14 protein-coding genes are annotated in these 11,933 nt (G+C 63.0%); 7 read left to right on the forward strand and 7 right to left on the reverse strand.

What is annotated here, in order from left to right; translation table 11 throughout:
• The 7 genes from B7L72_RS01490 to B7L72_RS01520 all read left to right on the forward strand — a co-directional run.
• A partial coding sequence (locus tag B7L72_RS01490; RefSeq protein WP_176212812.1) for a flagellar basal body P-ring protein FlgI occupies window positions 1–643 on the forward strand: 643 nt, incomplete at its 5' end.
• Window positions 643–1,713, forward strand: a complete 1,071-nt coding sequence (gene flgJ, locus B7L72_RS01495; protein WP_081192151.1) for a flagellar assembly peptidoglycan hydrolase FlgJ — start codon at window positions 643–645, stop codon at window positions 1,711–1,713. The genes B7L72_RS01490 and flgJ, both read left to right, overlap by 1 nt.
• 76 nt (window positions 1,714–1,789) lie before the next feature.
• Window positions 1,790–3,694: a flagellar hook-associated protein FlgK gene (flgK, locus tag B7L72_RS01500; RefSeq protein WP_081192153.1), complete on the forward strand. Its 1,905-nt coding sequence runs from the start codon at window positions 1,790–1,792 to the stop codon at window positions 3,692–3,694.
• A gap of 39 nt (window positions 3,695–3,733) precedes the next feature.
• Window positions 3,734–4,930: a flagellar hook-associated protein FlgL gene (gene flgL / locus B7L72_RS01505; RefSeq protein ID WP_081192155.1), complete on the forward strand. Its 1,197-nt coding sequence runs from the start codon at window positions 3,734–3,736 to the stop codon at window positions 4,928–4,930.
• Window positions 4,931–5,053: 123 nt separating this feature from the next.
• Window positions 5,054–6,451, forward strand: a complete 1,398-nt coding sequence (fliD, locus tag B7L72_RS01510) for a flagellar filament capping protein FliD (protein ID WP_081192157.1) — start codon at window positions 5,054–5,056, stop codon at window positions 6,449–6,451.
• 27 nt (window positions 6,452–6,478) lie between these two features.
• Entirely contained in the window at window positions 6,479–6,802 is a 324-nt protein-coding gene (locus B7L72_RS01515; protein WP_176212813.1) for a flagellar protein FliT, read from the forward strand.
• 11 nt (window positions 6,803–6,813) lie between these two features.
• Complete coding sequence (locus B7L72_RS01520; RefSeq protein ID WP_081192161.1) at window positions 6,814–7,227, forward strand: flagellar protein FlhE; 414 nt, start codon at window positions 6,814–6,816, stop codon at window positions 7,225–7,227.
• 127 nt (window positions 7,228–7,354) lie between these two features.
• On the opposite strand, the gene fliR is transcribed toward B7L72_RS01520, so the two are convergent.
• From fliR to fliL, 7 genes are all read right to left on the reverse strand, one after another.
• Window positions 7,355–8,146 carry a flagellar biosynthetic protein FliR gene (fliR, locus tag B7L72_RS01525; RefSeq protein ID WP_081192163.1) on the reverse strand — a complete coding sequence of 264 codons (792 nt, stop codon included), beginning with the start codon at window positions 8,144–8,146 and terminating at the stop codon, window positions 7,355–7,357.
• Window positions 8,147–8,158: 12 nt separating this feature from the next.
• Entirely contained in the window at window positions 8,159–8,428 is a 270-nt protein-coding gene (gene fliQ / locus B7L72_RS01530; protein WP_081139134.1) for a flagellar biosynthesis protein FliQ, read from the reverse strand.
• A 21-nt stretch (window positions 8,429–8,449) separates the two neighbouring features.
• Complete coding sequence (gene fliP / locus B7L72_RS01535) at window positions 8,450–9,154, reverse strand: flagellar type III secretion system pore protein FliP (RefSeq protein ID WP_081192191.1); 705 nt, start codon at window positions 9,152–9,154, stop codon at window positions 8,450–8,452.
• A gap of 56 nt (window positions 9,155–9,210) precedes the next feature.
• On the reverse strand, window positions 9,211–9,567 hold the full coding sequence (gene fliO / locus B7L72_RS01540; RefSeq protein WP_249273292.1) for a flagellar biosynthetic protein FliO: 357 nt from the start codon (window positions 9,565–9,567) through the stop codon (window positions 9,211–9,213).
• A gap of 106 nt (window positions 9,568–9,673) precedes the next feature.
• A complete protein-coding gene (gene fliN / locus B7L72_RS01545) occupies window positions 9,674–10,195 on the reverse strand; it encodes a flagellar motor switch protein FliN (protein WP_081192167.1) in 522 nt (173 codons plus the stop codon).
• Complete coding sequence (fliM, locus tag B7L72_RS01550; protein WP_081192169.1) at window positions 10,188–11,240, reverse strand: flagellar motor switch protein FliM; 1,053 nt, start codon at window positions 11,238–11,240, stop codon at window positions 10,188–10,190. The genes fliN and fliM overlap by 8 nt, the downstream gene beginning before the upstream one ends.
• Window positions 11,241–11,288: 48 nt before the next feature.
• Entirely contained in the window at window positions 11,289–11,780 is a 492-nt protein-coding gene (gene fliL, locus B7L72_RS01555; protein ID WP_081139126.1) for a flagellar basal body-associated protein FliL, read from the reverse strand.
• Window positions 11,781–11,933 lie beyond the last annotated feature (153 nt).

Raw genomic sequence — 11,933 nt, forward strand, 5'->3', positions numbered from 1 at the left:
CAGCAGCGTTCAGATCAACCAGCAGGCGGGTGGGCGCATCGCGGGCGGCGCGACCGTCGAGCGCAAGGTGCCGGTAAGCCTCGGGGCCAACAGCGGGATCCTCGACCTGCAGCTCAAGCAGGCGGATTTCGGTACGGCGCAGCGCGTGGTCGCGGCGATCAACGACGCCTTCGGCTGGTCGGTGGCCGCCGCACAGGACGGCCGCACCATTCGTCTGCAGGGACCCAACGATCCCAACGATCGCGTCAATTTCATGGCGCGCATAGAGAACCTCCAAGTGACGCCAAACGAGGCGCCGGCCAAGGTCGTGCTCAACTCGCGCACCGGTTCGGTGGTGCTCAATTCCAGCGTCACGCTGCATCGTGCGGCGGTGGCGCATGGCAACCTGTCGATCGTCATCGATACCGACTTCCAGGTCAGCCAGCCGGCGCCCTTCGGCGAAGGGCAAACCGTGGTGGCCCCGGATACCGACATTTCCATCACCCAGGAGGGAGGAACGTTGCGGGTGGTCGAAGGCAACGCCGATCTCGTCGAGGTGGTCAATGCGCTCAATGCGCTGGGCGCCACGCCGGCCGACCTGATGTCGATTCTCGAGGCGCTCAAGGCGGCCGGCTCGCTGCGCGCGGACCTGGAGATCATCTGATGAGCGTCAACGATCTCGGTGGTCAGTTCGCTCTCGACGTACAGGGCCTGCAGCGCCTGCAGCATACCGCACGGCAGGACCCCAACGCCGGGCTTCCGGAGGCCGCGCGGCAGTTCGAGGCGCTGTTCCTGCACATGATGCTCAAGAGCATGCGGGACGCCTCGCCGCAATCGGGCCTCTTCGATAGCCAGCAGAGCCAGTTCTACAATGCCATGCTCGATCAGCAATGGTCTCAGCATCTGGCGGGGCGCGGCTTCGGCCTGGCGGAGCAGTTGATCAATCAGCTCGAGGGTCGGGGCATGGTGCCACAGCAGAGCGTGGCGCGAACTCAGGCCGACGAATTGATCGCCGGCATTCCCCGCGGCGTGCCCCGTGTGCTGAGCGACGCCCTGCATGGCGACGACGCGCCGCCTCCCGAGGCGGACTTCATGGCCGAGCTCGATGCCAGGCGTCCCGCCAGTTTCCTCGATGAACTCGACCTGGGTGGGTATGGAGAACGGCGCGTCGCGGTCGACGGTGCGTCAGCGGTGGGCGACGCTCGCCGGACAACGACCGACCAGGCACAGGAGCGAGGCGACCATGTGCAACGCTTCCTGACGAAGCTGTCGGCGCCGGCCCAGGCGGCGAGCCGTGCCACGGGGGTTCCGGCCGAGCTGATCCTGGCCCAGGCGGCACTGGAGACGGGCTGGGGGCGTCACGAGATTCCCACGGCCAGCGGCGGCAACAGTTACAACGTGTTCGGCATCAAGGCCGGGAGCCGTTGGCAGGGGGCGACCACCGAGGTGGTCACCCATGAATACGTGAACGGCAAGCGCACCCGAGTCACGGATAGTTTCCGTGTCTACGGTTCCTACGAGGAGGCCTTCACGGACTATGCGCGATTGATCGGCGACAATCCGCGCTACGCGGGAGTGGTCGGCGCACCGAACGCCGAGCGTGCGGCGCACGCCCTGCAGGCGGGGGGCTACGCCACCGACCCGCACTACGCGAGCAAGCTGATCGCGGTCATGAACACCATGGGACCGCTCGAATCCACGAGGACGCTGGCCGGTGTCTTCTTCTCGTACTGATTGCCAAGCCTCGATTCGTTAAAGATATGCGGACCGAGGCCGATAACACTTCTAGTTGATTAAGGAAGCAGGCAGCATGAGCATATACTCCATCGGTGTCAGTGGCCTCAATGCGGCGCAAAGCGCGCTCTACACCACCAGCAACAACATCAGCAACGTCTACACGCCGGGCTATAACCGCGAGCTGGTGATCCTCGGTGAGAACCAGCATGGAGGGGGCGTCCAGGTCAATGACATCCAGCGCCAGTACGATGCCTTCGTCGCGGTACAGTTGAATGCCTCCACCAGCGCCAGTTCGGCGCTCGGTATCTATCAGGCGCAGATCAGCCAGATCGACAACCTATTGGCCGATGGCGATGCCGGCCTGGCCCCGCTGATGCAGAATTTCTTCTCCGCGCTGGGCGACCTGGCCGCGTTTCCCTCCGATCCGGCGGCGCGCCAGAGCGTGCTTGGTGCCGCGGATACGCTGAGCGCCCAGTTCCGCGCCTTCGACGGCTACCTGCAGGACATGCAGTCCGGCGTCAATCAGCAGATCGTTGCCGAAGTCGATGAAATCAATACGCTCACCCAGCAGATCGCCCAGCTCAACCATGAAATCGTGATCGCCACGGCGCGCTATGGCCAGGCACCCAATGCCCTGCTCAACCAGCGCGATCACCTGGTGGCGGAACTGAGTACCCACACCGACTTTCAACTGGTGGTGCAGGATGGCGGTAGCTACAACATCAACCTGCCGGGTGGGCAGCCGCTGGTGACCGGCACCCATCACTACGAGCTCGAGGCGGTCGCCTCGCCCTACGACCCCCAACGCACCGTGGTGGGCTATCGCGATGCGGCGGGCAACCTGGTGATTCTCCCCGAGGATGCCATCCAGGGCGGCGCTCTGGGCGGGCTGATGAGCTTCCGCGCCGAGTCCCTCGACAAGACCCAGAATCAGATCGGCCAACTGGCGGTCTCCCTGGTCGTGGGCTTCAATGACCAGCACCGCCTGGGGCAGGACCTGAACGGTGAGCAGGGCCAGGACTTCTTTTCCATTGGTCAGCCCCAGGCTTATGCCCATGTTCGTAACGAAGGCAGTGCGCAGATTGCCGACACCGGTTACGGAGACGTCTCGCAACTGGCGGCCGCCGACTATACCGTGAGGGTCACTGCGGTGGATGGCGCCACCGGTGAGCCAACCTTCCAGATCGTGCGCAAGGACAATGGCCAGGTCGTCGAGCATGACTTCGAGGACGGCACCTTGAGCTTTGCCGGCGTCGAGCTGACGTTCGACGATGGCGGCTTTGCGGTTGGCGACAGTTATGAGATCCAGCCGGTGCGCCGCGCCGCGGGCGGCGTCGAGACGCTGATCAGCGATCCGGCGCAGATCGCCGCCGGCAGTTTCCTCGAGACCAGTGGCGATATGGCGATCTCCTCCATCGTCGCGGCACAGGACGCCTTGCAGGATGCCCCCGACGGCGGCTATGCATTGAGCCTGGATAGCGAAGGCAATCTCGGCACGGGTGGTGTGCCCGTCGAGCGAAATGGTCAGCCATTCGACCCTGATAACGGTCAGATCGAGCCAGGCGACGTGCTGACCGTCGATGGCATCAGTTTCAGCGTCGATGCCTTGCCTGCGGAGGGCGAAACGGCCAGCCTGACCCTCGACGCGGCCCCGGCCGCCGCTGGCGACAACCGCAACGCCCTGGCCTTGCAGGAATTGCAGAACGTCGATCTGGTGGCGGGCAATGCCACGCTCAACCAGGCCTACGCCTCCATCGTCAGCGACGTGGGCAATCAGACCAACGTGGTCCAGGCCAACCTGCAGATGCAGCAGGGCCTGACCGATCAGTTGCGGGCCGTGCAGCAGTCGGTATCCGGCGTCAACCTGGATGAGGAAGCCGCCAACCTGATCCGCTATCAGCAGTACTATCAGGCCAACGCACGGGTCATCGAAACGGCATCGACCATGTTCGACACCATTCTGGGTCTGCGGACCTGAACCTGATACTGGACAAGACGGACAACAGGAGAGAGCACGATGCGTGTCAGCACCGTCACCATGTTCGAGCAGAGCGTCTCGGCGATGAACCACCAGCAGAACGAGCTCTTGAGGGTCGGCCAGCAACTGGCCACCGGCAAGCGGGTCATCAATCCCTCCGACGATCCGCGCGCGGCGTCCCAGGCGCTGGCGGTCTCGCAGTCCATCGCCGCCAACCAGCAGTACATGGACACCCGGATCACCGCGCGCAACACCCTGTCCCAGACCGATAGCGTGCTGGGCAGCGTCACCGATGCCCTCACCAGCGCGCGTACCCTGATCGTCCAGGCCGCCAATGACACCTTGAGCGACGCCGACCGCCAGTCGCTGGCCAGTGAGCTCACCGGCATCTACGAGACCATGCTGGGGCTGGCCAATACCACCGACGGCAACGGCAATTACCTGTTCGGGGGCTACCAGAACAGCAGTCCGCCCTTCGTGGTGAATGCGGCTGGCGAGGTAGAATATGTCGGGGATGAAAACGTCCAGGAGTTGCAGGTGGACGCCACCCGGCGGATGCCGGTGCAGGTGAACGGCGACAGCGTGTTCAATAGCGTACCCGGTGGCGTCCGCTACGTGGCCGAGGCCGGTGACGGCAACACCGGCACCGTGACCTTCACCGGGCCCAGCGTCACCAATCCCGCTCACGACAATTACGGTGACTACTTCGCGCTGGCATTCCAGGTCGACGGGGATGACGTCACCTATACGGTCAACGGGGGGGATCCCGTTCCCTACGAGGCGGGCCAGCAGATCGATCTGGGCGGGCTGAGCATCACCCTCGATGGCGTGCCGGAGGATGGCGACACCCTGGCGGTGGGCCCCGCCGAGCAGATGGGCACCAACGTCTTCACCACCCTCGAGAAGGCGATAACGGCGCTGGAGACACCCATCGAGACACCCGCCGATCAGGCGGCCTTCACCAATACCATGAATACCACCTTGCGCAAGCTCGACAACGCCCTGGACAACGTGCTTACCGTGCAAGCCTCGGTGGGCGCCAAGCTCAATGAGCTGGACGTGCTGGATAGCGTGGGCAGCACCCGCATGATCAACTATGAGCAGACCCGCTCCGACCTGATCGATCTCGATTACAACCAGGCGATTTCCGAATACGCCATGCGCCAGGTGGGCCTGCAGGCGGCGCAGCAGACCTTCGTCGCCATTCAAGGACTGTCGCTGTTCAACTACATGTGACATGCGGGCGGTATTGATTAAAGGACGCACCCCGCGTGGCCGATAAGAAATGAATGAGTTGCCGCCAAGTGCTCGGGTGGGAAAAGGGCCTGGCGTACCGCACACAACGGAGAAGGATGCGATATGAGCACTATCAGTTCACTGGGGGTCGGATCGGGCCTCGACCTGAATGGCCTGTTGGATGAGTTGGAAGCAGCCGAGCGTATGAAGCTCGAGCCCATCGTCCAGCAGCAGGAGAAACATCAGACCACGATCTCGGCCTATGGCCAGCTCGAGGGTGCCTTGAGTGGGCTGCAGGTTTCCACCGCCGCGCTCAGCGACCCGGCCACCTTCGAGGCCGTCTCCAGCGAAGTGAATGGCGATAGCGTGCAGGCCGCGGCGAGCGCCGATGCCGTACCCGGCCGCTATCAGGTCGAGGTGGAGCAACTGGCCCAGGCCTCCAGCGTCGCGACCGAGCGGGTGGATGATGCCACGGAATCGCTTGGCGCCGGAACGCTGAGCTTTACCCTTGGCAATGGTGAGACGCTGGACATCCAGATCGCCGCGGAGGAGAGTTCCCTTGAGGACATCCGCGATGCCATCAATGCCGAGAACGCCGGTGTCACCGCTTCGATCATCCATGACGGCCAGGGCTACCGGCTGTCTCTCGTCTCCAGCGAGACCGGCACCGACGCGGCAGTCACCGGCATCCAGGTGAGTGGCGACTTGAGCCAGAATCTGGAGATGGACGCCACTCAGGATGAGAATGGCGCTTTCCTTGAAGGTGGCACTTATGTGGCGGCCCGGAATGCCTTGCTGACGGTCAATGGTGTCGCCATTACCAGCCAGTCCAATATGGTGGAGGGGGCGATCCAGGGTGTCACCCTGAGCCTGGAAGAGGTGGGCAGTTCGACCGTCACGGTTCAGCAGGACACCGACGTTGCCAAGCAGGCGATCGTTGCCTTCGTCGACAGCTACAATGCGCTGCGCGCGACCATCGGCCATCTCACCAGCTTCGATGCCTCGGACAGTGATGAAGAGGGGGGGAGTACTGGAGGAGCGCTGCTGGGTAATAGTACCCTGCGCAGCATCGAGAGCCAACTGCGCAGCGTGATGAATTCCGGCGTCGAGGGGGACGGTTACAACTGGCTGTTCGAGATCGGCATCACCCTGAATGTGGACGGCACCCTGAGATTGGACGAGGCCAAGCTCGATGAGGCCATTGCCAACGACTTCAGCGGCGTTCAGGCGTTCTTCGTCGGCGATGCCGAAAACCCGGGACTGGCACAGCAATTGGACGATGCCCTGGAGGCCATCCTTGCCGATGGGGGAACGCTGGACCTGGCGGTCAGCAGTCTGGAATCCCAGATCGAGCGTCTCGATCAGCAGTATATCCGCACCGAACAGCAGATCGAGAGGACCATGGAGCGTTATCGGGCTCAATTCGTGCAACTCGACCTGATGGTGGCGCAGATGAATCAGACCAGCCAGTACCTGACCGAGCAGTTCGACATGATGAACGCTCAAATGGGACGCAAATAGAATGACATGCCCCGGCAGGAGATTGTCATGAGCGACGTCACGGCAGCCTATGAGGCGCTCCTGTCGCAGGCCAAGGCGATGTTGGGGGCGGCCCGTGAGGACGAGTGGGAGCGGGTGCTCGAGCTCGAGCAGGACTACCGGAGGCAAGCGGCGCATATACGCCGGCTGGACGAGGAGGCCCTGACGGAACCGGCGCTGATCCAGCACAAGCTGCAGCTCGTCGAGGCGCTCATCGAGCACGATCGGGAGATTCGCCAGCGGGCCGATGCAAGACGCGACGAACTGGCCGAACTGATGCGGGTGACGCGACAGCAGGGCAAGCTGCATCGTGCTTACGGTGGGCAGGGGTGAGATCGAACCGCATGTCTGGCCGACGTCGTCTCGGCTGGTTGGGAGGGCTTTCGGCGCTTGCCGTGATGGCGCTGTCCCAGCCCACCGAGGCCGCGGGAAGCTGGGTCGCCGAGGTCCAGGGCGTACGCGTGACGATGGCCGAGCGCGAGGTGCGCTCGGCGCCTCTCTTGGCGCCAGCCGCGGTTCCCGGCGATGCGACGCTTGCCGAGGTCAGCTGGCAGTATCGGGTGGCTCCCGGCGAAGCGGTCCGTGCCTGGCTGTGCCAGGGGGAAAACTGTACCGCTCTGTCCGGCGAGCGCGGCAGCACCCGGGCATTCAGCGGCGGCCGCGTCCATGACCCCCTGCACTTTCGTTTTGCCCTGAGGCCGGGCCACAAGCGCATGGTACAGGTGCAAGGCCTGCAGCTGATCGCCCATTATCGTTGATGGGATGTCTCCCATCCTTGCGTCTCGGCATCGCGTGGCGAGCGCTTCTTTACCTCTTCTCCTTCCCCCACCTTCATCACTCAGCCGGATCCCGAGCCGCCGCAGGCACTTCGCGCAAGCCGCGAGCCTAGGCCAGGGGCGCCATGGCTTCCAGCATCTGGCGCAGGAAGAGCAGGCCGTCGCTGAACAGGCGCTGCAGAAAGCGCCCGAAGTCCGACATCAAAACCATCAGCAGGAACAGGCCGACGGTAAGCGAGGCCGGGAAACCGATATTGAATACCGTGAGCTGCGGGGCCGAGCGGTTGAGGATCCCCATCGACAGATTGATGATCAGCAACGCACCGACCAACGGAAGGGCAAGCAGCATGCCGGCGGCGAAGATGGTACCGCCGAAGCGGACCAGCAATTCGAAGGCGTTGGCATTGAAGCCGCCCATGCCGATGGGCAAGGTGATGAAAGTGGTGGCGATGATCTCGATCACGATCAGGTGGCCGTTGAAGGCGAGGAACATCAACAGCGTGATCATGTAGAGCAGGCGCGAGAGGACCATGGTCTGCGTGCCGCTGCTGGGATCGAAGAAGGTGGCGAAGGCCAGCCCCATCTGCAGGCCTATGAATTCACCGGCAGCCTGTACCACGGCGAACATCACCTGCATGGTCAAGCCGATGGCGATGCCGATCAGCATCTGCTCGACCATGATGCCGAGGCTCACCCAGGAGACCAGCGGAGCCTCGGGCATGGGCGGCAGGTTCGGTCCGAGCACTACCGTGATCAGCACGGCCAGACCGATCTTGGCCTGATTGGGCACGCTGGAGTGACCCAGCAGCGGCGACGCCATGAGAAAGGCCGTGATACGCACGAAGGGCCACAGGAACAGCATCAGCCAACCCTGCAGCTGGGCGAAGGTCACTTCTACCATGCGATTTCCGGGCTAGACCAGCATCAACGGGATATTGCTGAACAGCTCACGGGTGAAGTCGGTGATCAACTTGATCAACCAAGGACCCGCCAGCACCAGGACGGTGAAGACGCCCAGTATCTTGGGGATGAACGTCAAGGTCATCTCGTTGATTTGCGTTGCCGCCTGGAAGAGGCTGACGAGCAAGCCGGTAAACAGGGCGGTGAGCAGCAGGGGGGCCGCCAGCATCAGCGTGACGCGCATTCCCTGGTAGGCCATGCTCATGACGATTTCAGGACTCATTTTCGCCCCTCACGTTGGGGATTAGAGGTAGAAGCTCTGGGCCAGGGAGCCGATGATCAATTGCCAGCCATCCACGAGCACGAAGAGCATCAGCTTGAAGGGCAGGGAGATGGTGGCCGGCGGCACCATCATCATGCCTAGCGACATCAGCACGCTGGCCACCACCAGATCGATGATCAGGAACGGGATGAAGATGGTGAAACCGATCTGGAAGGCGGTCTTCAACTCGCTGGTGACGAAGGCCGGCATCAGCACGCGCATGGGCACGTCCTCGGGGCCCTGCATGGGGCCGACATCGGCCAGCCGCGCAAAGAGCGCCAGGTCGGGCTCCCGGGTCTGGGCGAGCATGAACTCGCGAAACGGCTGGCTCCCGATCACCAGGAACTCATCGAAGTTGATCTGGTTCTCGGACAGCGGCACCCAGGCGAGCTCGTAGACCTGCGAGAATACCGGCGACATCACGAAGAAGGTCAGGAACAGGGCCAGCCCGAGCAACACCTGGTTGGGAGGAGCGGACTGGGTGCCCATGGCGGTGCGCAGCAGGCTCAGGACGATGACGATACGCGTGAACCCGGTCATCATCAGGAGCATGGCCGGAAGGAAGGCCATCGAGCTCAGCAGCAGCAGGGTCTGCAACTGGATGGACCATTGCTGGCCGCCATCGCCCGTGGGCTGACTGACGATGCCTGGGATCTCCTGGGCCGAGACGATGCCCGGAAGCAGCATGGCCACCAGCAAGACCAGGCCGGCCGGCCATGCAGGGAACGCTCTTCCGCTTATCCTCACCGCTCCTTCCCCCTGCCCAGTGTCTGACCGGCATTGTGCTTCAATGCCTGGGCGAAGCGATTGGCGAAACTCGTCCCCTGCGCCTGGAAAGAAGCGGGCGGTGGCTCCGTCGGCTCGTCCGGGGCCGGCAGCTCGTGCAGCTTGTTCACTTGACCGTTGGCGACACCGAGGACCAGCCAGGTATCTTCTACCTCGACGATGACGACGCGTTCACGACCGCCCACCGCGGTACTGCCCACCACCTTGAGTCGTTGGTGTTGCAAATGCCGGCCGGGCCCCAGCCGCTTGACCAGATAGCTGCACAGCAGGATGATGCCGACCACCAGGGCCAGCGCCGCCGCGGTCTTGCCCATGGCGGCCATGCCCAGCAGGCATCGCCGCTTGCCGCGGCGGTATCCAGTGCGGCGCCGCGTCCGGCATCGAGCGGCGCGGCCTGGCCGGTGATCGAAAACGCCTCGCTCATCGATTGAGTTTCTGCACCCGCTCGGAGGGGGTGATGATCTCGGTGATACGGATCCCGTACTTGTCGTCAACCACGACGACTTCGCCTTGAGCGATCAGGTAGCCGTTGATGAGGATGTCCATGGGTTCGCCCGCCAGTCCTTCGAGTTCGATGACCGACCCCTGGGCCAGCTCCAGAAGCTGCTTGATGGTGATGCGCGTCCGCCCCAGCTCCACGGTGAGCTTGACCGGAATGTCCATGACCATCTCGAGGTCGCGCATGGTGCCACTGGTCTGCCCCTTGTCCAGCGGCTTGAAGACCTGGGCGCTGGCGGATTCGGCCTGGGCGCTGGAAGTCGCGGCCTGGGGCGAGGGGGGCGTGGCCTCGCTCGCGACCTGTTCGGCCAGCGCATCGGCCCAGGGGTCGTCGCTGACGTCATCGCCTTGCCCTTGCTCCGCCATGGCGCTGGCCCAGTCGTCCTCGATCGAGTCCTGGGGCGCCTTGGAAGGGTTCTGATCAGGATGCTTGGGATCAGTCATGTTTCGATTCCTTGACTTGCGGCTTTGACGCTTTGACGAAAGTATCCTTGGCCGACTTGGATGACGGAGTGTGCTCGATCAGTTCACTGACGCGCAGGGCGCGTTGTCCCTGCTGACTGCCGTACTCGCAGCGCATGACGGGAACGCCATCGACGCGGGCGGTGACGATTTCCGGCAAGTCGATCTCCAGGACATCGCCCTTCTTGAGCGACATGACCTGGCCTATGGACGTAGGGATCTCGACGAAATCGGCGACCAGCTCGACATGCGACTGCTTGATCTCTCCCGCCATGCGCTGTTCCCACAGCCGGTCCTCTTCCGGGTGACTGTCGGTGAGCGGCCCGCTGAGCTGGTCTCGCAGTGGCTCGATCATCGAGTAGGGCATGCAGATCTGGAAGTCGCTGCTCAGGTTGCCCACTTCCAGGTGGAACGTGGTGTTCACCACGATCTCGTTGGGAGAACTGGTGATATTGGCGAACTTGACCTGCATCTCGGAACGCAGGAAGTCGACCTCGAGCGGATAGACCGAGCGCCACGACTCCTGATAGGCGTCGATGGCCAGGGTCAGCATTCGCCGGATGATGCGCTGCTCGGTATGGGTGAACTCGCGTCCTTCGGATTTGGTCAGAAAGCGTCCGTCGCCGCCGAACAGGTTGTCGACCACCATGAACACCAGGCTGGGAGGGAAGACCACCAGCGCCGAGCCGCGCAGCGGCTTGAGAGCGATCAGGTTGAGGTTGGTCGGCACCGGCACGTTGCGAGCGAAATCGCTGTAGCTCTGGTAGCGGACCGCGTCCACGGTGATATCGGCGCTGCGCCTGAGCAGATTGAACAGGCTCATGCGGAAGTGTCGGGCAAAGCGCTCGTTGATGATGTCCAGCGCATGCAGGCGCTCGCGAATTACCCGGTGCTGTGTCGCCGGATCGTAAGGGCGAATTCGCCCATGACCGTTGTGAGCGTCGGCCGAGTCGGCGTCGTCTTCGCCGCTGACGCCCTTGAGAAGGGCATCGATCTCTTCCTGCGAGAGCAGATCGTCTTGAGCCATGGCGCTAATGCACTTCTGTTGAAAGCGTTAAGGAGACACCGTCGGAAATCATTGGACGATAAAGTCGGTGTACAGTACGTCGTTGATCATCAAGGGCGGCTGCGGCTCGGCCAACGGCTGGTCGAAAAGCGCCAGGATCTCCTGGGAGAGCGACTGCTTGCCTTCCGGCGTGGTCAGCGTCTCCGCCTCCTGGCTGGAAAGCAGCATGAGCAGCCGGCTGCGGACCTGCGGCATGTGCATGGTCAGCACATCCTTGGTCGTCATGTTGCCGACACGCAGCGACAGACCGATATAGAGCAGGCGCTGATCGTAGTGGCGGCTCTGCAGGTTTACGGTGAAGGGCGCAACGTTGACGAAGATCGGCTCGACGGCGGGTGGTTCCTCTACCGGTGCCTGGGCTTGGGCCTGGCTGGGCGCATTGCCGCTGCGGCTGTCCATGTAATAGAACATGCCCGCGGAGCTGGCCAGTGAGATCAGGATGATCAGGATGCCGAAGATCCACCAGGGCTTGCTTCCGCCTGCAGTGCGATTCTTTGCCATTGCGTTTGCCACCATTCATAGTGTCGACCGGATGCGTTCCGGACCAGAGACGATTATGGCGATAGCAGGGCCATCGCCATGGTTTGAAAAGACTGGCCGTAACTATTCAGGTGGCTGCGGATGGGATATCGCCAACCAGCTGATTTTTCTGGC

Source organism: Halomonas sp. BC1 (assembly GCF_002078135.1).
In the GTDB taxonomy this organism is placed as follows: domain Bacteria; phylum Pseudomonadota; class Gammaproteobacteria; order Pseudomonadales; family Halomonadaceae; genus Vreelandella; species Vreelandella stevensii.